Here is a 21584-nt window from a genome sequence, read left to right as displayed (position 1 = left end):
AGGATCGATTAGATTTGTGTTAGGTTCGGGTTAGCCGGGAAATCTTAGGGGAGGAACGGGTGGATATAGCAGGGATACTGATCCAAACGCTGGGCGGGCTGGGGTTGTTTATTCTCGGCATGAAAATGATGACCGAAGGGCTCCAGGCCACTGCCGGTCAAAAGATCAGAAGCATTTTAGAAGCAATTTCCTCCAATCGAATTCTGGGCTGTATCACCGGTGCCGGGGTAACGGCCATGGTCCAGTCTTCATCCGCCACCACGGTAATGCTGATCGGATTTGTCAGTGCCGGAATCATGACCCTTGAACAGGCGGTCGGGGTGGTTATCGGGGCCAATGTGGGCACCACCATCACCGGGCAGCTCATTGCATTTAAACTGACCGAAGCGGCTCTGCCGGCCATTGCCCTGGGTGTGGGATTAAAGTATTTTTCCAAGAAGCGCCAATACCGGCATATCGGTGATATCATCCTTGGGTTCGGCCTGCTTTTCTTTGGCATGGGCGTCATGAAAAACGGATTGGCCCCCATTAAAACCGATCCCCAGTTTATCTCCTTTTTCACCACCTTTTCCACGGACACCATCGGAGGGATTTTACTCTGTGTATCCATGGGAGCCCTGCTCACCGTGGCCGTTCAATCTTCATCGGCCACGGTCGGACTGACAATGGCCCTGGCCACCTCCGGTCTCTTAAGTTTTCCCACGGCCCTGGCCCTGGTATTGGGGGAAAATATCGGGACCACCATCACGGCCCAGCTGGCAACCCTGGGCTCCAGAAACGCAGAGGCCCACAGAACCGCCAATGCCCACACCATATTCAATGTGGCAGGGGTCTGTATTATCCTTGTTATTTTTCCCTTTTTTGTGGAAATCGTAAAAACACTCACCCTGAAAATGGGGGCCGGGCCCGTGGGGGATGCGGTCAACAACGAGTATGTCAATGTGGCCAGATATATTGCCAACGGCCATACCCTGTTTAACGTGATCAATGCCATCGTCTTTCTGGTACTGCTGCCCAAACTGGTCCGGTTCACCATATTGATCTCCCCCAGGACAAAAGATTCAAAAGAACGGTATAAACTTCCCCAGTTTGATGCAAGCTTTATGGATTCCCCCATTGGCGCCCTGGCCAAGGTAAAGGGGGAAATTATCAACTACGCCGACTACGTCCGGATGAACAACATGAAGATATCCACCTGTCTGACCCGGCGGGACGACGATATTTTAGGCGAGCGGGAGGCCGTTGAAACCCATATTGACGACTGCCAGAAAATCATCATTTCCTATCTGACCACTATCTACCAGGGAGAGGTCAATGAACCCGAAGCCAAAGAAATTTCCGAGATGATGCGGATCACCAATAACATCGAGCGGATCGGAGATGCCATGGAAAGCATATCCAAGATGCTTGAAAAGGTCTACGATGCCAATATCCGGTTCAGCGGTGAGGCTCTCAGGGATCTCACCGATATCTCCGGGCAGGCAAACCTCTTCCTGGACCATATCGTTGAAGGGATGAAGGATAAACCCGAAGGATTTTACGAAGATGCCCTGGGCTTTGAAGACCGTATCGACCAGATGCGGGAGAATATGCGGTCCAACCATATCCAGCGGCTCAGAAACGTGGAATGCTCTGTGGATGCCGGAGTCTTTTTCATCTCCCTGGTCTCAAGCTATGAAAAAATGGGAGACTATTGTTATAATATCGCCATTGGAGTGGATCGGATCATTTAATCCCTCTCCTCCACCTCTCCCCCGGGGCCCAGACAAAAACGGCCTTTCCCGATCGGGAAAGGCCGTTTTTCTTATATACCCTGATTAAATCTGAAGAGATTTAATCTCAATTACATCTTGCTTCCTTCTGCATGACTCTGAAGTTTGACTTCAACCTTCTCGGTCAGGGATGCATAGTATTTTCTCAGAAGAACCAATACCTCTTCCCGGCCAAAATGGTCAACCACTTCCTCGTTGTTGGAAAGGGCATGACGCAGCTTGGTACCGGAAAGGATAACTCTGTCTTCCTTGCCGTGGGGGCAGGTTCTCATGGAAGCCATACCGTCGCATTTGTGGCAGTAGAAGGTCCAGTCGATTTTCAGGGGCTCGCAAAGCAGGGCCTTGCCTTCGCCTTCGGGCTGGGGAATGGTATCAAAGATCTCCTGGGCTTCAAACAGGGTGTAGAAGTCACCAACGCCGGCATGGTCACGGCCGATGATCATTCTGTTTACACCGTAGTTCTGGCGGAAGGTGGCATGGAGAAGGCCTTCACGGGGACCGGCATATCTCATGTCAAGGGGATATCCGCCGTTGACCACATGCTCGGGAACAAAATAATCTTTGATCAGGGTGTCGATACATTCGATCCGAACCTCTGCCGGGATGTCACCGGGTTTCAGGTTACCGATGAGGGAATGGATCAGAACACCGTCGCACACGTCCAAAGCGATCTTGCAAAGATGCTCATGGGATCTGTGCATGGGATTTCTCAGCTGCATGGAAGCCACGTTTGCCCAGCCTCTTTCATCAAAGATGGCGCGGGTCTCTGTGGGAGTCAGGTATACGCCCTTGAATTTTTCAGGGAATTCACCTTCGGAAAGGACTTTTACAGGGCCGGCCAGGCAGAACTCTTTTCTGGCCATAACCATCTGGACACCGGGGTGATCTTCCATGGCGATTTTCCAGAAGACGTCATCTGCAGACTCTTCGCCGTGGCCCTTGTATACTTTCTCACATTCCCATTTTTTATCGTCTTCGCTCATCTCGAATTTTTCTTCGATCTTCATGGTGGCGTAGATTTCGCCGCCTCTTTCCAGGGCAATTTCATCACCGACATTGATATCGGCGGCATCGTCCTTGGCAGCATCCAGCATTACGGGCACAGGCCAGAAAGTACCGTCGGCCAGGAGGAAGTCTTCACACACGCCTTTCCAGTCGGCCTTGGTCATGAAACCGTTCAAGGGGCTGAATCCGCCAATACCCAGCATGATCAGGTCACCTTTTACCTGGGAAGAAATCTCAATTTTTTTAAGACCTTCTGCTTTTTTCAGTTCTGCTTCCAGCTCAGCGCCTTCAAGCTTGCAAATCACAAGGCCTTTTCCGCCATGAGGGGCAACTAATTTAGACATTCAATCACTCTCCTTAGTTTATGTTAATTTAACCTATAACAAAATAAATGTTTACCCAAACATTTATAAAAAATCACAAATAAAAATCTCGTAAGATTTAATGATGATTGAGAATTTTGTCAAGAATTTTATTCATTTAACCGTAAAACATCTCCTAGCCCGTCCATGGAATCCACATGGACATCCGCATCAAGGGAAGACTGTCGAAAGGCAATAAACCAGGTTCCTGCTCGCCGGGCCGCCTGCCGGTCAAAGTCTGAATCTCCGAGAAAGACCATTTCATGGGGACTCAAATCATAATGGTCCATGATTTTAATCAATTCATCCGGATGGGGTTTGGCCTTATCCACATCCCGGGCCGTCACGACAATATCAAAATAGGGATCCAGATGAAACTCTTTAAGAACTTTTTCCATGGTATCGGTCCGGTTGGTGGCAATCCCCCGGACCCATCCCCTTTTCTTTATTTTTTCCAGCAGGGAAACCAGTCCGTCTTCCATCTTCATATCCGGAATAAACTTGTGATAACCGATCTGTTTCAAACATGTATAGACCGGAGTGAGATCTTCAAGCTCGGGGAAAAGGTACTCCACCGCCGCACCCACGGTCATCATGTGGACATTTTTAAACTGCTCCCGGGTCAGACCGGGTTTATCAAATCTATCCAGCACTTCATCATAAAATTTTCGATTGGCCAGGCCCGTGTCAAAGAGCACACCGTCACAATCAAATACAACCGCCTTGATTTTGGAAATATTCATGGGAAAAAGAGGTTCCAGTTAGGATTTTTTCTGGCCACTGTAAATGGCATAGACCCTGATTCTCAGGCTGGGCCGGTATTTGCTGTCCGTATTCAGGGTGATGACCTCATAAAGGGTGTCAGGTTTTGGGGAATTGCTTTTTATCCTGACTTTCCATGACCGGTCGTCCCCGTTGGGCTGGATCAGTTCAGCGGTGATGTTCTTTTTAAACTGCTGTTTCAGATCCAGAATGGAAAAGAGATATTTTTCCATGGGCGTGATGGTGACGATTGTCTCCAATTCCTCCCCGGGAGCCCCCTTCATACTCACTGTCTTCGGATGGATGTCCACAATTTTTTCCACGGCTCCCCGAATGGTCAGATAGATCTTTGAATGGGCCGGGTCATCGGTCTGCACCAGGATTCTCTTGCTCATGGTTTTTCCGCCGTATCCCGCCGTCTTGATCCCGATCTTTATTTTCCCCTCCCCTCCCGGGGGAATCTGCCTGTCATAGGCACGGCTGTCACAGCCTCAGGGAGGTACGACCTTTGTGATATTCAAGGGGGTATCCCCCTGGTTCTTTACGATAAATTCATGGGTCAGGACCTGCCCCTCGGGCAGGGGCTGAAATTGAAACACCGGATCCACCAGCACTGCCGTCGGAGAGGCATTACAGGGGATATTGAAAAGGGCGGCAAAAGAAAAAATAAATAGAATTATCCATATTTTTTTCATTGTTTCTGTTCTCATTTGATCGTCATTCTCCTCAAATTTTCAGGGATTCTCAATTTTCCGGAAAATTTTATGACAGAGTATATGGAATTTGCCCGAAATTCAACCCTGATCTGCCGGAAAAAGCCATTCCAAACCCTAGAAAAACATTATATTTCGGTAATCTCTTCTTCCCTCTTATCCCCGTTCTCCTCTGACCCGGCCCCCATGAAGAATCAGCAGAGGATCACCCCTGTCCATTCCGATTTCCACGGGCTTTTTCCAGGATCCCGTTGATCTGTTCACAGAAATCCGGGTCGTGACGAATTTCGCGTCCGTCCACATGGAGAACCCTCACAGCCCCCACCAGGGAATTGGTCAGGAGGATATCGGAATATGAGGAAAAATCCTTGGCAGGAACCGGCCGTGAAACAAGTTCAACCCCCAGGGTTTCCAGCCTGTCCGCCACCACCTTCTGGGTGATGCCGGGAAGCACATGGACGGAGAGAGGCAGGATAAGAGTTCTTCCGTCCCGGATCAGGATATTGCAGGTATTGGTCTCGGATACGGTAAGATCCGGATTGAGGATCAGGGCCTCATCCCCTCCCTTTTCCAGGGCATGAATCCTTGCCTGTTCATAAAAGAGGTAGTTCAGGGTCTTATGGCCGGCCAGGGGGGTCTGCCGGGGATGGGGAAAGGTAACCAGGTCCAGGCCCTGTTTTTCCAGCAGGACGGGCCGTGGAGCATAGGGCCGGGCAAAGGCCGCCGGGACCGCCTGGTTTTCACCGGTCCGCCCCCCATCGGCCAGGCTGATCATCAGCTTAACCGCCGCGGTTGAGGTTTCCAGGCAGTTTTCCCGGATCAGAAGATCCACCACCCGGGGCCAGGTAATATCCGGAGGAGAAGAGTGGAACAAAAATCTCCAGCTTTGCTCCATACGCTTGATGTGTTCTTCCAGAAAAAGCGGATCTCCCTTTTCCACCCGGACGGTTTCAAAAAGCCCGGCCCCGTATTGAAACCCGGGATCCTGTGCCGGAATCATTGCCCGGTCCTGGTCCACCAGTTTTCCGGCCACCCAGGCCCTGGGGCTGAAGAATTCCCTGTCCTGGGAGGCCCGGGCCAGGATGTCCAACAGGGTTTTTCCCTTGTCCAGGGTTTCCTGGAACTCTTTTTCCGGGTCAGAATCATAGACAATGCCTCCGCCCACACTGAAGTAGAGGCTCTGATCCTTTACCGTGGCCGTGCGGATGGCAATGGAAAGATCCATGGTATCATGGAAACTGAGATACCCGATGGATCCGGTATAGACATGGCGTTTCACCGATTCCAGTTCATCGATGATCTCCATGGAGCGGATCTTGGGGCACCCGGTGATGGAGCCGCCCGGGAAAACCGCCTTGAGCAGGTCCACACAGGTTTTGTCCGGTTCCAGTTCGCCGGTGACCACAGAGACCAGATGAAAGACATTGTCGTAGGGTTCCAGCCGTTTATGCTCGGTCACGACCACGGTATCGTGCCGGGTGACCCGGGAAAGGTCGTTGCGCATGAGATCCACGATCATGGTCAGTTCTGCATCGTCCTTGATGCTGGAGGCAAGCGCCCTGCCCTTTTCCTCGTCTTCCTGGGGGGTCTTTCCCCTTGCAATGGTCCCCTTGATGGGCCGGGTCTCCACTTTTTTCCCCTTTACCCGGACAAACCGCTCCGGTGAGGTGGATATGATCTTATGGTCCCGGGCATGGACAAAGGAAAAAAAAGGGGCCGGGTTTTTTTTGAACAACTGAAGGAAAAGAGCATAGGCGTCCCCGGAAAACCGGGTCTCAAACCTCTGGGACAGGTTGGCCTGGTATATATCCCCCTCCCGGAGGTATTGGATGATTTTTTTTACAGCCCGAATATATTCGGGTTTGGTAAAACTGGACCTGAACCCCCGTCCGTCCACAAAAAACGGCGTTTCTTCCCCCTGGGGGGAGAACCCTGAGATCCTTTGAAAAAACCGGGACCGGATCCTGTCTCTATATGAATCAAAATCCACATCTTCAGGTACGGGCACAGACAAAACAATCCGCTCCGAAGACCGATCCTGGACCAGGATCAGGGAAGGGGCGTAGAGGCAGATATCCGGGAGATGGGTGTCCCGGCAGGTTCTGGGAAGGTCCTCGATCCGGTCCTTTAAATCATAGGCAAAATATCCCATGAGGCCGGCGCAAAGGGGAAGGTCCTGAAAGGAACCGAATTTTTCGGGAAGCCTGAAATGAGAGGTCAGTTCCTTGAGAAAGGAAAAGATATCCCCTTCAATCCTGTGGGATTTCCCCCCTGTGGAAAGGAAAAACTCTTCTCCCCTGCCCCTCAGTTCAAGCCAGGGATCCATTCCCATGATATGGGTCTGGGATGAATCCAGGTCGGAACCGGAGAGCAGGACCAGGGTTCCGGGATCATGGGCAAAGCAGGCCCCGATTTTTTCAAAGGGCAGTTCAAACCGGATCTCTTCCTGCCACACCCGGGTGATGCGCGGCAGGCTCCTGACAAACCCGTTCATCGGATAAAGGGGTTCATTCGCTTTTCATTGCCGATGCTGGTTTCCGGGCCATGTCCGGTATAGACCACTGTATCCTCTGGAAGATCCAGGAGTTTTTCCTTGATGTTGGAGATCAGGGTATCGTAATCTCCGCCCGGAAGATCAGTCCGGCCAATGGAGCCGGCAAACAGGGTGTCACCGGCGAAAAGATGGCCTTGGGTATAGAGACAGATCCCTCCCCTGGAGTGGCCCGGTGTGTGGATGACCCGAAGGGTGATCTTTCCAAAGGAGACCTCATCCCCGTGGTTGAGCAGCAGATCCGGCGGAGGGGAATTTTCCGCTGCCAGTCCGAACATGGATGCTGAACGGGACAACTCCCCGAGCATGGGCTCATCCCCGGGATGGATGGCCAGAACTGCATTGGTCGCTTCTTTCATCCGCTTATTGGCCCCCACATGGTCAAAATGACCGTGGGTGTTGATCAGATATTTTACCTTGAGCTCAGATTTGGCCAGTTCCATGAGGATCTTGTCAGCCTCGTCCCCCGGGTCGATCACAACCGCTTCATTGGTCTCTTCACATCCCAGAATATAGCAATTCGCCATAATCGGTCCGACTTCAAGTTTCTTTATAATCAAAACAGCCTCCTGCTCAATTTATTCGAATTCCAGCCTGATCCTGTCCAGAATTCCGTTGATAAAGGGTCCGGAATCCCGGGTGCCGTATTTCTTTCCGATTTCAACGGCCTCATTGATGGAAACACTGGGGGGGATGTCCGGCCTTTTCAAAATTTCAAATGCGGCGATCCGCATGATATTCCTGTCCACCACCGGCATCCTGGATAATTTCCAGTTTTTGGAATATCTGTTCAGCAGGTCGTCAATCTCATCCATGCCCTTGGTCACGCCCTGGACCAGGTCCATGAAAAAGGGTTTTACATTGTCGGTCAGTTCCTCTGTCCTTTCATCACAAAAGGCTTCAAGTCCCTGGTCCGCCTTATTGATGTCCAGGAAAAACAGGGCCTGGAGGGCCAGTTCCCTTGACTGCCTGCGGTCACCCATAATCCTATTCCACTCCGTTCAGAGCAGCGTTGAGATTTGCCATTTCAATTGCCCCCAGGGCCACTTCAAAGCCCTTGTTTCCGGCTTTGGTGCCGGATCTTTCAATGGCCTGTTCAATGGTCTCCGTGGTCAGAATACCGAACATCACCGGGATGCCGGCCTCGAGACTGACGGCGGCAATACCCTTGGATACCTCTGCACAGACATAATCATAATGGGTGGTGGCCCCCCGGATCACTGCCCCGAGGCATATGACCGCGTCGTAGCGTTTCAGGCCGGCCAGCTTCTGGGCGGCCAGGGGGATCTCAAAGGCGCCCGGCACCTTGATCAGGTCGATATCCTTGTCATCGGCCCCGCTTCGAATCAGGGCATCCACGGCCCCTTCCACCAGTTTGGAAGTGATAAAATCATTGAACCGGGAAACAATGATTCCGAATTTCTTTCCCTGGGCCTGGAGCCCGGCTTCTATAATCTGAGGCATTTTTCTTCCTTTATCTATTGTTGGTCACCGTATTTGGACGAAAGCTTGCCCATATGCAAGGCGCAAAGAATTTTAAGACCGGAGCGTACTGGAGTACGTGAGGATCTTAAAATTCTGCGGCAACGCCGCAGATGGGTGAGCTTTTGTTCAAATACTATTTCATATGGAGCAGATGCCCCATCTTGGCCTGCTTGCATTTCAAATATCCCTGGTTGTGGGGATTGGGTTCCACCTCAATGGCCACCTGCTCGATAAGAGAGAGCCCGTATCCGTCAAGGCCGACCATTTTCTTGGGATTGTTGGTCAAAAGCCTGATTTTCTTTACCCCCAGATCCACCAGCATCTGGGCCCCGACCCCGTAATCCCTCATATCTGCCTTAAATCCCAGCACCTCGTTGGCCTCAACGGTATCCATGCCCTGACGCTGGTATTCGTAGGCCTTGAGTTTGTTGACCAGTCCGATTCCTCTGCCTTCCTGGCGGAGATAGAGGATCACACCGGCACCTTCATCCTGAATCATGGACATGGCCCGGTAGAGCTGTTCCTGGCAGTCGCAGCGCAGGGATGAAAAGATATCCCCGGTCATACACTCGGAATGGACACGGACCAGAACCGGCTTTTCCGAATCAATCTCCCCCTTGACCAGGGCGATATGGGTCAGGCTGTCCAGATCGTTTTCATAGGCGATGATCTTGAACTCCCCTCCGATGCGGGTGGGAATGACCGTCTCGGCGGCCCGTTTCACAAAGCTTTCGGTTTTCAGGCGGTAATTCACCAGGTCGGCCACGGTACAGATGCCGATGCCGTGCTCCTTGGCAAATTTTTCCAGGGAAGGCATCCTTGCCATGGTGCCGTCATCATCCATGATCTCACAGATGACCCCCGCCGGTTTCATCCCGGCCAGTCTGGCCAGGTCCACGGACCCCTCGGTCTGTCCCACCCGGACCATGACCCCGCCGTCCCTGGCCCGCAAAGGAAAAATATGGCCGGGCCGGGCAATGTCCGCCGGGGTGGTGTCATCGGCCACGGCCGTGAGAATGGTGGTGGCACGGTCAGACGCTGATATCCCGGTGGTCACCCCCTTTTTTGCTTCAATGGAAACCGTAAACCCGGTCTGGAACTGGGAGGTGTTCTGATCCACCATCATGGGCAGGTCGAGCCGGTCTGCGATATTTGAATCCAGGGAAAGGCAGATCAGGCCCCTCCCGTATTTGGCCATGAAGTTAATGGCCTCTGGGGTCACGGCCTCGGCAGCCATGGTCAGGTCCCCTTCGTTTTCACGGTCTTCGTCATCCACAAGAATGACCATTTTTCCGTTTTTAATATCTTGAATTGCCTGGTCGATTGTCAAATGCGGCATTGTATATAATCCTTAAATAAAAATTGATGCTTCCCGTTCTATTCTGTCTGTTCAAGTTTGATCTATAAAAATCCGTTTTTGGCCAGAGTTTCCATAGAAATTCCCTGGTCCGGCTTTCCCATCCGGTTTTTTAAGACGTTTCCCGTCAAAATTTTCCGGACGTACTTGCCCAGCATATCCGTCTCAATATTGACCCTGTCCCCGATTCTTTTCAGTCCGATGGTGGTCACCGAGGCGGTATGGGGAATGATGCTGACTTCAAACCCTGTATCCCAGCACCGGTTGAGGGTCAGGCTGATGCCCTCCAGAGCCACGGAGCCCTTTTCGATCATGTCCCGGGCCAGATCCGGGTCCACACTCACCTCAAGGATCAGGGCATTGCTCCTGGAGGTAAGGGATTTAACAATTCCGGTTCCGTCAATATGGCCGGATACCAGGTGGCCGTCTATCCGGGCGGACAGCCTCATGGCCCGCTCGATATTGACCCGGGTACCGGCACTGGCCGTTTTCAGGGTCGTCCGTGAAATGGTTTCCGGTGCCACGTCCACTGAAAAATCGTTCTTTCCCAGCCGGACCGCCGTAAGACAGGCCCCGTTCACGGCAATGGAATCCCCGATCCGGGTATCGGACAGTTCAAGATCCGTGGCGATCTGCAGGATCTTTCCTTCCCCTGCCGACTCAACCCGTTTAATGGTGCCGAAGCTTTCGATGATGCCGGTAAACAATCTTATGGTTCCTATCCTTTTATATATCCCTGGACCAGAATATCCTCATCAAACCGGTCCACCCGGACCCTTTTCAATGAAAAGGCCTGGCTGATCTTCTCAGGGCCTTTGCCGCCGAACACGGGGATTCCGTCACTTCCCCCTAAAAACTTCGGAGCCATGAAATAACAGACCTTGTTGACGATGCCCTGTTTCAATGCCGATGATGCCACCTGCCCTCCGCCTTCGATCAAAAGGCTCATGACAGACATCTTTCCTAACCTAATCATGAGTTCATTTAAATCAAGCCTGCCCTGTTTCAGACCGACTTCCAAGACCTGAACTCCCTTTTGCTCCAGGCGCTTTTTTTTCTCTCTTGGCGGATTGGGGCCGGAGACAATTATGGTTCTGGCCTCGGATTCCTGGGTAATGACCCTGGCGTTTTCATGGATATTCAGCCGGGTATCCAGAATCACCCGGAGGGGATCTTTGGTCTTCTGCCCCGGAATCCGGGCAGTGAGGGAAGGATCGTCGGCATGGAGGGTACCGGAGCCGATGAGAATCCCGTCCACTTCGTGACGGAGACGGTGGACATGGGCCCTTGACGCCTCGTTGGTGATCCACTTTGAATCTCCCGTGGAGGTGGCAATGCGTCCGTCCAGGGTGGCGGCGCTCTTCAGGATCACAAAGGGCAGTTTGTCATTCCGGGTATACCAGATAAAGTCTTCGATCAGGGTCTGGGCCTGGTCCTCCAGGACTTGGGATTTCACCTCGATTCCCTGCTCTTTTAAGTATTGGATTCCGCCGCCGCTCACAAAGGGATTGGGATCTTTGCACCCGACCACCACCCGGCAGATCCCGCTTTCAACGATCTTGCGGGTACAGGGGGGAGTTTTTCCGAAATGGTTGCAGGGTTCCAGGGTAACGTAGATGGTGGCGTTTCGGGTTTTTCCCCGGGCATCCTCAATGGCTTCGACTTCTGCGTGGTCCATGCCGGCTCCATGGTGCCATCCCTGACCCACCACCTGGTCGTCCCTGACCACCACAGCGCCCACACAGGGATTGGGAGAGGTAAAGCCCTTTCCCTTTAAGGCAAGGGCCAGGGCCTTGCGCATGTAATCATGATCCGTCATCGGCCTTTCCCGACATCTGGTCAAATTCGATGGGCTGGCACTCCTTGGGAATCAGGCCTTTGAGCTCCTGGATAAAATCCGCCACATCCTTGAACTCCCGGTAGACAGAGGCAAACCTCACATAGGCAACGTCATCCACCTCTTTCAAGGCCTGGATAATCTTTTCTCCCACAACCGAGGAGGCCACCTCCCGTTCGCTGCCGTCCCTTAGCTCCTTTTCAATGGCATCCACCACATCTTCCATGAGATCAATGGAGATGGCCCTTTTTTCACAGGCCTTTTTAATGCCCTTGAGGACCTTTTCCCGGTCGTACTCTTCCCTGCGGTTGTCCTTTTTGATGATCATGACCGGGGTCTGTTCGATGCGCTCGTAGGTGGTAAACCGCTGGAAACACTCCTGGCACTCCCTCCGGCGGCGGACCTCAAACTCGATCTTGCCCGGACGGGAATCGATCACCCGGGTATTCATATTTCCGCAATAGGGGCATTTCATGGCAGTCTCCTACCCTTCCGGCTCTTCCAGGCGGATCATCTCCACCCCGGCCTGGTCAAACATCTCCAGGGTCAGGGTGTCGTCGTAGCCGTCCTTGAAGTATACCTTTTTTATACCGGCGTTGATGATCATCTTGGCGCAGATGGAACAGGGCTGGTTGGTGCAGTAAAGCACGGAACCCTGGAGGGGAATCCCGTGAAAGGCCGCCTGGATAATGGCATTCTGTTCGGCGTGAACCCCCCGGCAAAGTTCATGTTTTTCTCCGGACGGGACATTGAGTTTCTCTCTGAGGCACCCGGTCTCCCTGCAGTGGGGGACTTTGGCAGGGGCGCCGTTGTACCCTGAACACAATATCCTTTTTTCCTTGACCAGTATGGCCCCGACTTTGCGGCGGGTGCATGTGGCCCGGCCGGCCACAAGGTCTGTAATCCCCATGAAGTACTCATGCCAGGACGGCCGTTTGTCATTTTTCATACCTGATTTTTCTCCGGGTAGAGGGGGTACTGAAGACAGAGATCCTTGACCTTGACTTTGACTTTTTCAACATCGGCTTCACCATCCAGGATATCGCAGATATATTGGGCGATCTTTTTAACGGCCTCCTCTTTCATCCCCCTGGAGGTCACCAGGGGAACCCCGATCCTTATCCCGGAAGTCACAAAAGGTCCCCGGCGTTCATTGGGGACCGTGTTCTTATTCACCGTGATATTGGCCCGGCCCAGCCGCTCTTCGGCCTCTTTTCCCGTAATCTCTTTTTGGCTGAAATCAACCAATACCATGTGATTGTCGGTACCATTGGTGACCAGCTTGTATCCCCGGTCCATTAAAACCCGGGCCAGGATGGATGCATTTTTGACGACCTGGGCCTGATATTGGGCAAATCCGGGTGCCAGGGCCTCTTTAAAGGCCACGGCCTTGGCCGCGATGACATGCATGAGAGGACCTCCCTGGATGCCCGGAAAGATCTGGGAACCGATTTTCTTTGCCAGTTTTTCCGAGGAGAGGATCAGCCCGCCCCTGGGTCCCCGTAAGGTCTTGTGGGTGGTGGAGGTGATCACGTCGGCCAGACCCACGGGAGACGGATGAACCCCGCCGGCCACAAGACCCGCGATATGGGCCATGTCCACCATGAACAGAGCGCCTGTGGCCGCTGCAATCTGGGAAAATCCCTTGAAGTCTATGATCCGGGGATAGGCACTGGCCCCGGCCACGATGAGCCTGGGCTTATGTTTTTTGGCAAGGTCCTCCACCTGGTTCAGATCAATGGTCCCCGTATCCGGTGAAAGCCCGTAATGGCAGAAATCGTACAATCTGCCGGAGAAGCTGACCTCGGCTCCGTGGGTAAGGTGGCCGCCGTGGGAAAGATCCATGGCCAGAATCCGGTCGCCGGGATTCAAAAGAGCGAAATAGGCCGCCATATTGGCCTGGGAACCGGAATGGGGCTGGACATTGGCATATTCCACCCGGAATAATTCCTTGACCCGGGATATGGCAAGCTCCTCGGCCTGGTCTACAAACTCACAGCCGCCGTAGTATCTTTTGCTGGGATAGCCTTCGGCATATTTATTGGTCAGGACCGATCCCTGGGCTTGCATAACAGCCCGGCTCACCGTATTTTCCGACGCAATCAGGTTCAGGCCCAGTTCCTGGCGGACGGCCTCGTTTTCAATAATTCGTGAAATTTCCGGATCAATTCCGGAAAGTTCAGAGTTCTTTCCGGGTTTTCCCAAAATGTCTTGGTTTCCCATTTGTCTCACTCTTCCATCCGGCAGGATTTGAATTGTTTGTATTCAGGCCTGGATTCTTCTTCCCGGATCAATCTTTCGTATTTGTCTCACGGGCCGGCCCGGCTCGTTTCAACGCCTGTATCCGGTCCTATTTCCGGCCTAATTCCGGTCGAGGGACTCAATCCGGTCCAGGTGCCTGCCCCCTTCAAATTCGGTATCCAGCCAGGTCTGAACCAGTTCAAAGGCCAGAATATCCCCCAGGATACGCCCCCCCAGAACAAGGATATTGGCATCGTTGTGGAGCCGGCTCATCTTTACACTGAAAACATCGGAGCAAAGGGCAGCCCTTACATTGCTAAACCGGTTGGCTGCCATGGACATGCCCAGACCGGTTCCGCAGAGCAGAATCCCCCTGGGAAACTCGCCCCGGGACACGGCCCCTGCCACCTTCTTGGCGTAATCCGCATAGTTGACCGATGCCGGACTGTGGGTACCGGCGTCTTCCACGGAAACCCCCTTGTCTAAAAGAAATTTTTTGATTTTTTCCTTCAACTCCAGGGCCGCGTGATCACTTCCGATGATGATGGCGTTTTCCCGGCTCATGTCTGACCGATCCCCTTATATTCTATTAAGATTTTTTTTTGATGAAATCGATGGCATCCTGGACAGTCACCAGGCCTTCGGCATCATCATCATCAATTTCAATTTCAAAAACTTCCTCCATTGACATGACAAGTTCCACAATGGTCAAAGAGTCTGCACCAAGATCTTCAATCAGGGAGGCTTCGGGAACCACATCATCTATATCAATATCAGGAATCTTCTCGGCAATCACCTTCTGCACTTTGGTCTCGATTGTCATGCTAAGGCTCCTATCTTCTATTTTTATTCGTCTTCACTCGAGGCAGTGACGTCTCTGCCCTTGTACATCCCGCACTCGGGGCAGGCCACATGGGGAAGCTTGGGCTCCTGGCATTCCGGACACAGGGTGATTGTGGGCGCGCTGGTTTTGTAATGGGTTCTTCTTTTCCTGCCCCTTGCCTTGGAGCTTTTCTGTTTGGGTACTGCCATGGTTCTCTCCTCAATTTAATATGTTCTCTATTCCACTAATTTTATTTCAGATTCTTACACACATTCAAATCCGACAAAACAAATCTATTTACCCCAATCCATTGAAATAGTCAAGATTTTTTCAGGAATTGGTTTTGGAATTGATTGCCCATTTCCCCTTTTTATGATACCTAGGGCTTCTATTTTTTTACCGAACTGACAATTTAAGAGGAAGAACATATGGATACGATCATCACCCGGTTTCCCCCGTCGCCCACGGGCTTTCTTCACATCGGCGGGGCAAGGACCGCTCTGTTCAACTGGCTTTTTGCCAGAAAGACCAAAGGGAAATTCGTCCTCAGGATAGAAGATACAGACCAGGCCAGGTCAACGGATGAATCCACGGCCGCCATCCTTGAATCCCTGGAATGGCTGGGCATTGACTGGGATGAAGGTCCCTATTTCCAGACCCGGCGCTACGAGATCTACAAAGAGTATATTGAGAAACTGGTGGCCTCGGGCCATGCCTATTACTGCACCTGCACCCCGGAAGAGGTGGATGAAATGAGGGAGCAGGCAAAGGCCCAGGGGAAAAAACCCATGTACAACGGCCGATGCCGGGAAAGAGGAATTTCCAAAGGGGAAAACAGCGTGGTCCGCCTTTGCACACCAGACTCGGGCGTAACCGTTGTGGAGGACATTGTCAAGGGAAGCACGGCCTTTCAGAATGCGGAAATCGATGATTTCATCATCCAGAGAAGCGACGGCTCTCCCATGTACAACCTGGCCGTGGTGGTCGACGACCTGACCATGGGAATCAACACCATTATCCGGGGAGATGATCATCTCATCAACACCCCCAAACAGATCCTGATTTACCAGGCCCTGGGCGCCGCCCTTCCGGTCTTTGGCCATGTCCCCATGGTTCTGGGAGCGGACAAGTCCCGCCTGAGCAAACGCCACGGCGCCATGTCCGTGGGAGAGTACAAAAACATGGGATATCTGCCCGATGCCGTGATCAACTACCTGGTCCGCCTGAGCTGGTCCCACGGAGACCAGGAGTTCTTCACCCGGGAGGACCTGATCGAAAAATTCGACCTGGAACACCTGGGACGGTCCGCATCCATGTTTGACATGGACAAGCTGAACGCCCTGAATGCCAAGCACATCCAGGCCCAGAGCCCCCGGGAACTGGCCCCCCATCTCATCCCCCACCTCAAGGAGCTGGGCATTGACGCCGGGGACGATGAATTCACCCACGGAATCATTGAAACCCTGCAGCCCCGGAGCAAGACCCTGAAGGAAATGGCCCAGGGGGCCGGATTCTATTATCTGGACAAGGTTGAGCTGGATGAAAAGGCGGCCAAAAAATTCCTTACCCCTGAAATCAAGGGAATGCTGGAAGCCGCTGCCCTTGCCATCCAGGCCCTGGATGCCTATACCCAGGAGAACCTGGAAAATGTATTCAAGAAAATCATGGAAGATCTTGACCTGAAATTCGGCAAGATTGCCCAGCCCCTGAGGGTGGCCGTCACCGGCACCACGGTGAGTCCCGGGATATTTGAGATGCTCCTGGCCCTGGGCCGGGAGAAGACCGTGGACCGCATCCACCAGGCAATGGACTATATCAAGGGCCTGGAATAAACCACCCCTGCATATCCCACAAAAGAATCTGACCTGGATTTTTCAAAACTCGTGGCGTAGTCAAGTTCAACCGCCTTGACTGCGCCCATTTTTTTTGCGGCTGCGGCCGCGGCCGCCGCAGCTCCGGGGCAGCACATATTCTTGCGGGCCAGCCCCTGGGAGATGATCTTATCTTCGTCCATGGTCTTCATGGCCTTGACTGCCCCGGCATCGTTTTCTTGCGTCACCCAGTCCACGGCCTTCTGACCAATTCCGGCCGGGGTGAATCCGAAATCAGGCCCGTAATGACTCATGTCCGTGGATCCGATCACCCGGATGGACCGGTTCAGGTTTTGGGCCTCTTCCACCGAAGTTCTGCCGATAACAGAAGCCAGAAAAGAAGGGGCCACCCCGCAGACCAGGATCCGGGCCCGGGGAAAAAAATGTTTGATAAAAGGGTATTGAAGCTCCAGGGTGTTTTCATCGGGAAACCGGCCCGGGGTCAGGGGTTGGATGCCGGCACCGGCCGCCAGACTCCCTGCCAGTTCCTCGTCCACTTCAATCCGGCCCAGGGGGGTTTCAATGAGCCCTTGAGCCATGACAAAGGGCTCGGACTGTTCGTGCATATGGGCTCCGAAAAGGACAATGGTATCCACTTCTTCCCCGTCCCGGGGCTGAAGGCTGGCAATGACCCGGCAGGCAATGGAGCCCGAATAAAACCAGCCGGCATGGGGGACGATCCCGGCCAGGAATTCCCCCTGCAGGGGCCCCTCGCCTTCAGTTAAGAACTTTTCAATGGAGGTTTCGCATTCGCTTGCCGACGACGGATACCATGAGCCTGAAAAGGCCATTTTTTTTGTTTCCATGATGCCTCCTTTTTTCAGTCAAAAGCCCAAAGCCGAAAGGCAAAAGCGGAATACATTCCTTTTTCCCGATCGTTCATGCCTTTCAGGAAAAGGTTTAATTTTGTTCGAGTTCAAGGCGGATAAAAATTTTAACCGGAGGGATTAAAATTTTTATCCAACGCCGAAATCGGACAAAAGTGGACGTTTCCGCTATCCAATTTTTTCTTTGACTTTGGACTTGAGCCACTCCAGCCAGGGGTCAAGCCCCTGCTCGGTTTTTGCGGATATTTCAAAAACGGGCATGCCCGGATGGACCTTTTTCATATTCTCCACAGCCAGGGGGGCATCAAAATCAAGATAGGGCAGAAGGTCCACCTTGTTGAGAATGGCAATATCGGCCACCTGGAACATCAGGGGATATTTCAGGGGTTTGTCCTCTCCCTCGGTGACGCTGAGCACCACGGCCCGGGCATCCTCGCCGATGTCGAATTCTGCCGGACAGACCAGGTTTCCGATGTTCTCGACGATGAGCAGATCCAGGTCTTCACACCCCAGTTCCCTGGCAGATGTGTCAATCATATGGGCTGCCAGATGGCAGTCCCCCCCGAACTGATCCGTATTGATCTGGATCACCTTGGCTCCGGTAACCTTGAGCCGGTCCGCATCATTGGCCGTACAGATATCTCCCACAATCACCCCGGTACGGATCCCCGGCATCAGGCGGCCCAGGGACTTGCACAAAGTCTCTGTTTTCCCAGAGCCCGGCGAGGACATCATGTTCAGGACAAAGACATTGTTTTCCTTGAAATAAGCCCGGTTTTTGTCCGCCTCGGTCTCATTCTTTTCCAATACCCGTTTTTGAATCTTGATTTCCATATATTTTTACCCCTTAAAAGTATTATTTGATCAATCCCCAGTGTTTGGACGAAAACTTGCCCATATGCAATGCGCAAAGGATTTTAAGACCGGAGTGTACTGGTGTACATGAGGATCTTAAAATTCTGAAGCAACGCCGCAGATGGGTGAGGTTTCGTTCAAACACCGATTAATCCGCCAGTTCCATGGATGTAATATCAATCTCCCTTCCCGAAATCATCTCAATCTCCCCGTCCTCGCACTTGGGGCATCGGAACATGGGAGTATCTGCCTCCCATTGGTGATCGCAGGTTTTGCATTTGATTCTCACCGGAACCGCCTCAATTACCAGCCGGGCATTTTCCAGGGGGGTATCCTTGGTAATGATTTCAAAGCAGAAGGTCAGACTGTGCTCCACCACCGAGGCCAGTTTTCCGATTCTCAGATTCAGGGCCTCGATCCTGGGATCTTCAATATCATCCGGGATGGCATCCAATGCGATCTGGACCAATTGCTGGGCGATGCCCATTTCATGCATATCCTCTTCTCCGATCTTAAATTCTTATATCTCTCTTTTGGCGTAGAATTCCTTTTTAAATTCCAGAAACCGCCCCTCCCCTATTGCATGGCGCATTTTTTCCATGAGGTCAAGATAATAATAGAGATTATGAATGGTGTTCAGGCGATAGGACAGAAGCTCCCGGGATTTGTATAGATGCCTGAGATATGCCCTGGAGTAGTTACGGCAGGTATAGCATTTACATTCCTCATCCAGGGGGGCCTTGTCCATGCGGTATCTGGCATTGGGGATATTAATGGTTCCCCGGGATGTGAACAGCTGTCCGTTCCGGGCGTTTCTGGAGGGCATGACACAGTCGAACATGTCGCATCCCAGTCCCACCAGTTCCACCAGGTTTTCCGGGGTTCCCACCCCCATGATATATCGGGGTTTATCCCCGGGGAGCAAAGGAAGGGTATGGTCTGCCATCTCGTACATGATCTCGGTGGGTTCCCCCACGCTCAGGCCGCCGATGGCAAATCCGGGAAAATCAATGCCTGTGATCTGCTCGGCAGACAGGGATCTCAAATACTTGAACATCCCGCCCTGGACAATGCCGAAAAGGTTATTCCCCCCTCCCCTGGCCTGCCAGGAATCATATCCCCGCTCGGCCCAGCGGGTCGTTTTTTCCAGGGCTTCCCTGGCCTCTTTTTCAGTGGCCGGATATCCCATGCACCAGTCCAGGGACATCATGATATCCGATCCCAGGATCATCTGGATCTCCACGGCCTTTTCCGGGGAGAAAAAATGGCGGGACCCGTCAATGTGGGACTGAAAAGCCACTCCCTCGTCCGTGAATTTGGCCAGCTTGGCCAGGGAAAAAAACTGGAACCCCCCGGAATCGGTGAGCATGGGGCGCTGCCACCGGGTGAACTCATGGAGGCCGCCCATGTGCTCAATGACCTCACACCCCGGCCGAAGATAAAGATGGTAGGTATTGCCCAGGATGATCTGGGCCCCGCAGTGATCCAGGTCTTCTTTGGATATGCCCTTTACAGACCCCACCGTACCCACGGGCATGAAAATGGGGGTCTCAATGATCCCGCGGACCGTCTTTATTCTCCCGAGCCTGGCCCGGCCGTTCCCCTCTTCCTGTTCCGGCTGTAATAATTTAAACTCCAGCATACTTTCCTTAAATTGATCATTTTTATAAATCTTGCAATTGTATTTGGATAAAGGCTTGCCCATATGCAAGGCGCAAGGGACTTTAAGACCGGAGCGTACTGTGCTGTACGTGAGGATCTTAAAGTCCTGCGGCAACGCCGCAAATGGGTGAGATTTCATCCAAATACCCATCATTCGATGAGCATGGCATCCCCATAACTGAAAAACCGATACTTCTCCTCAACTGCGGTTTCATAAGCCCGGATCATCCTCTCCCGGTCATAAAATGCCGATACCAGCATGAGCAGGGTGGACCTTGGCAGATGGAAATTGGTGATGATTGCGTCCACACACTTGAACCGAAATCCCGGATAGATATAGAGATCACAGCTCCCGGAACCGGGTTGGACAAATCCTTTTTCATCGGCAGCAAACTCCAGGGTCCGGACCGATGTGGTGCCCACGGCAATCACCCTTCTTCCCTCCTCTTTGGCCCGGTTGATCTTGTCCGCCGTTTCAGGGGACAGGGAAAACAGCTCCGAATGGATTTCATGCTCCCGGATATCCTTGCACCTTACCGGCACAAAGGTTCCGTATCCCACATGGAGGGTAAGGGATGCCAGTTCAATACCTTTTGCGCCAAGGGTCTGGATCAGTTCATCGGTAAAGTGGAGCCCGGCCGTGGGGGCGGCTACGGCCCCTTCGGTCCGGGCATAGACGGTCTGATAGGTTTCCCCATCGTTTCCATGCTCCTTGGAAGATCCATCCCTTTTAATATAGGGAGGCAGGGGAATTTGTCCCGTAGACTTTAAAAATTCAGGAAAGTCCCTGCCGCCCAGGAACCGGATCTCGAACAGATTGCCTTTGACCTGCTCCACACGGGCCTGCATTCCATATCCTTCTTCGGATCCCAACTCCAGTACTGCCCCGGCCCTAGGACTCTTGGATGCCCGGACCAGGCAGTCGCATTGGAAAAAACCGGTCTGCTCCAGGCGTTCCATGCCCCGGGCATAATCCAGAACAAAGACCTCTACCTTTCCCCCGGTCTCTTTTTTTCCGAACAGCCTTGCCGGAACCACCCGGGTATTGTTGACCACCAGGAGGTCCCCGGGCTTCAGCAGACCGGCCAGATCCTCAAACCGGGAGTGGGAGATCCCATGATCCGAACGGCGCAGATGCATGAGCCGTGACCGGCTTCGATTCTCACAGGGAACCTGGGCGATCCTCTCCTCGGGCAGATCATAATCATAGTCGGACAGAAGATACATCAGACAGCCCCCATGGCAAGGTAGACCACGCCAAGCCCTGCCAGCATGAGAAAGAAGCCGAAGCGCCTGAGCCTTTGTTCATCAAGACTCAGGATCACCTGGACCATCTCCTTCATCCGGTTGGGAAAGGCAAAGTACGGCAGGCCCTCCACGATCATGACCATGCCCAGGACGCAAAGAAAAAATTTCATGAATAGAGTATCCTCAAAAAGTTTTAGGCTCGCAAATATAGCA

The 21584-nt window shown here is 52.7% G+C and carries 24 protein-coding genes; 2 read left to right on the top strand and 22 right to left on the bottom strand.

Annotated elements, in window-relative coordinates; all coding sequences use genetic code 11:
• Window positions 1-59 precede the first annotated feature (59 nt).
• Window positions 60-1733: a Na/Pi cotransporter family protein gene (locus tag F608_RS0122570; RefSeq protein ID WP_022667980.1), complete on the top strand. Its 1674-nt coding sequence runs from the start codon at window positions 60-62 to the stop codon at window positions 1731-1733.
• A 110-nt stretch (window positions 1734-1843) separates the two neighbouring features.
• On the opposite strand, the gene sat is transcribed toward F608_RS0122570, so the two are convergent.
• From sat to rpmF, 16 genes are all read right to left on the bottom strand, one after another.
• Entirely contained in the window at window positions 1844-3121 is a 1278-nt protein-coding gene (gene sat / locus F608_RS0122565; RefSeq protein WP_022667979.1) for a sulfate adenylyltransferase, read from the bottom strand.
• Between the two features lie 128 nt (window positions 3122-3249).
• Window positions 3250-3882, bottom strand: a complete 633-nt coding sequence (locus tag F608_RS0122560; RefSeq protein WP_022667978.1) for an HAD family hydrolase — start codon at window positions 3880-3882, stop codon at window positions 3250-3252.
• An 18-nt stretch (window positions 3883-3900) separates the two neighbouring features.
• The gene (locus tag F608_RS37195) at window positions 3901-4596 is read right to left on the bottom strand and encodes an OS_HP2 family (seleno)protein (RefSeq protein ID WP_279615102.1); all 696 of its coding nucleotides are present in this window, start codon (window positions 4594-4596) and stop codon (window positions 3901-3903) included.
• A gap of 223 nt (window positions 4597-4819) precedes the next feature.
• Window positions 4820-7108 carry an aminodeoxychorismate synthase component I gene (gene pabB / locus F608_RS0122540; RefSeq protein ID WP_022667974.1) on the bottom strand — a complete coding sequence of 763 codons (2289 nt, stop codon included), beginning with the start codon at window positions 7106-7108 and terminating at the stop codon, window positions 4820-4822.
• A complete protein-coding gene (locus F608_RS0122535) occupies window positions 7105-7725 on the bottom strand; it encodes an MBL fold metallo-hydrolase (RefSeq protein ID WP_022667973.1) in 621 nt (206 codons plus the stop codon). The genes pabB and F608_RS0122535 overlap by 4 nt, the downstream gene beginning before the upstream one ends.
• A gap of 18 nt (window positions 7726-7743) precedes the next feature.
• Window positions 7744-8148, bottom strand: coding sequence for a transcription antitermination factor NusB (gene nusB, locus F608_RS0122530; RefSeq protein ID WP_022667972.1), 405 nt, complete (start codon window positions 8146-8148; stop codon window positions 7744-7746).
• Window positions 8149-8152: 4 nt separating this feature from the next.
• Window positions 8153-8629, bottom strand: coding sequence for a 6,7-dimethyl-8-ribityllumazine synthase (gene ribH, locus F608_RS0122525; protein ID WP_022667971.1), 477 nt, complete (start codon window positions 8627-8629; stop codon window positions 8153-8155).
• A gap of 154 nt (window positions 8630-8783) precedes the next feature.
• On the bottom strand, window positions 8784-9989 hold the full coding sequence (locus F608_RS0122520; protein WP_022667970.1) for a bifunctional 3,4-dihydroxy-2-butanone-4-phosphate synthase/GTP cyclohydrolase II: 1206 nt from the start codon (window positions 9987-9989) through the stop codon (window positions 8784-8786).
• 62 nt (window positions 9990-10051) lie between these two features.
• Window positions 10052-10714: a riboflavin synthase gene (locus F608_RS0122515; RefSeq protein WP_022667969.1), complete on the bottom strand. Its 663-nt coding sequence runs from the start codon at window positions 10712-10714 to the stop codon at window positions 10052-10054.
• An 11-nt stretch (window positions 10715-10725) separates the two neighbouring features.
• On the bottom strand, window positions 10726-11826 hold the full coding sequence (ribD, locus tag F608_RS0122510) for a bifunctional diaminohydroxyphosphoribosylaminopyrimidine deaminase/5-amino-6-(5-phosphoribosylamino)uracil reductase RibD (protein ID WP_022667968.1): 1101 nt from the start codon (window positions 11824-11826) through the stop codon (window positions 10726-10728).
• A complete protein-coding gene (gene nrdR, locus F608_RS0122505) occupies window positions 11813-12319 on the bottom strand; it encodes a transcriptional regulator NrdR (RefSeq protein WP_022667967.1) in 507 nt (168 codons plus the stop codon). Before nrdR ends, ribD begins: the two co-directional genes overlap by 14 nt.
• Before the next feature lie 9 nt (window positions 12320-12328).
• On the bottom strand, window positions 12329-12793 hold the full coding sequence (locus F608_RS0122500) for a deoxycytidylate deaminase (protein ID WP_022667966.1): 465 nt from the start codon (window positions 12791-12793) through the stop codon (window positions 12329-12331).
• Window positions 12790-14067, bottom strand: a complete 1278-nt coding sequence (locus F608_RS0122495) for a serine hydroxymethyltransferase (RefSeq protein WP_022667965.1) — start codon at window positions 14065-14067, stop codon at window positions 12790-12792. Before F608_RS0122495 ends, F608_RS0122500 begins: the two co-directional genes overlap by 4 nt.
• 138 nt (window positions 14068-14205) lie before the next feature.
• Window positions 14206-14649, bottom strand: a complete 444-nt coding sequence (rpiB, locus tag F608_RS0122490) for a ribose 5-phosphate isomerase B (RefSeq protein WP_022667964.1) — start codon at window positions 14647-14649, stop codon at window positions 14206-14208.
• Between the two features lie 25 nt (window positions 14650-14674).
• On the bottom strand, window positions 14675-14908 hold the full coding sequence (acpP, locus tag F608_RS0122485) for an acyl carrier protein (RefSeq protein ID WP_022667963.1): 234 nt from the start codon (window positions 14906-14908) through the stop codon (window positions 14675-14677).
• A 23-nt stretch (window positions 14909-14931) separates the two neighbouring features.
• Window positions 14932-15117: a 50S ribosomal protein L32 gene (gene rpmF / locus F608_RS0122480; RefSeq protein ID WP_022667962.1), complete on the bottom strand. Its 186-nt coding sequence runs from the start codon at window positions 15115-15117 to the stop codon at window positions 14932-14934.
• Between the two features lie 219 nt (window positions 15118-15336).
• On the opposite strand from rpmF, the gene gltX reads away from it, so the two are divergent.
• Window positions 15337-16740, top strand: a complete 1404-nt coding sequence (gene gltX / locus F608_RS0122475) for a glutamate--tRNA ligase (RefSeq protein WP_022667960.1) — start codon at window positions 15337-15339, stop codon at window positions 16738-16740.
• Here the strand turns inward: gltX and amrB are convergent.
• The 6 genes from amrB to F608_RS0122440 form a co-directional block, all read right to left on the bottom strand.
• Window positions 16719-17585: an AmmeMemoRadiSam system protein B gene (gene amrB / locus F608_RS0122470; RefSeq protein WP_022667959.1), complete on the bottom strand. Its 867-nt coding sequence runs from the start codon at window positions 17583-17585 to the stop codon at window positions 16719-16721. The two genes, gltX and amrB, sit on opposite strands and share 22 nt — an antisense overlap.
• 189 nt (window positions 17586-17774) lie before the next feature.
• Window positions 17775-18440: a hydrogenase nickel incorporation protein HypB gene (gene hypB / locus F608_RS0122460; RefSeq protein ID WP_022667957.1), complete on the bottom strand. Its 666-nt coding sequence runs from the start codon at window positions 18438-18440 to the stop codon at window positions 17775-17777.
• Between the two features lie 169 nt (window positions 18441-18609).
• Window positions 18610-18957, bottom strand: coding sequence for a hydrogenase maturation nickel metallochaperone HypA (gene hypA / locus F608_RS0122455; protein WP_022667956.1), 348 nt, complete (start codon window positions 18955-18957; stop codon window positions 18610-18612).
• Between the two features lie 24 nt (window positions 18958-18981).
• Entirely contained in the window at window positions 18982-20103 is a 1122-nt protein-coding gene (tgt, locus tag F608_RS0122450; RefSeq protein WP_022667955.1) for a tRNA guanosine(34) transglycosylase Tgt, read from the bottom strand.
• A 170-nt stretch (window positions 20104-20273) separates the two neighbouring features.
• Window positions 20274-21350, bottom strand: coding sequence for a tRNA preQ1(34) S-adenosylmethionine ribosyltransferase-isomerase QueA (queA, locus tag F608_RS0122445; RefSeq protein WP_022667954.1), 1077 nt, complete (start codon window positions 21348-21350; stop codon window positions 20274-20276).
• Entirely contained in the window at window positions 21350-21541 is a 192-nt protein-coding gene (locus F608_RS0122440) for a DUF2065 domain-containing protein (protein WP_022667953.1), read from the bottom strand. Before F608_RS0122440 ends, queA begins: the two co-directional genes overlap by 1 nt.
• Window positions 21542-21584: the final 43 nt, after the last annotated feature.

Source organism: Desulfospira joergensenii DSM 10085 (assembly GCF_000420085.1).
GTDB classification, from domain to species: Bacteria; Desulfobacterota; Desulfobacteria; order Desulfobacterales; family Desulfobacteraceae; genus Desulfospira; species Desulfospira joergensenii.
Note: the sequence above shows the minus strand (reverse complement) of the source record. Positions and strands in the feature narration are given on the sequence as shown.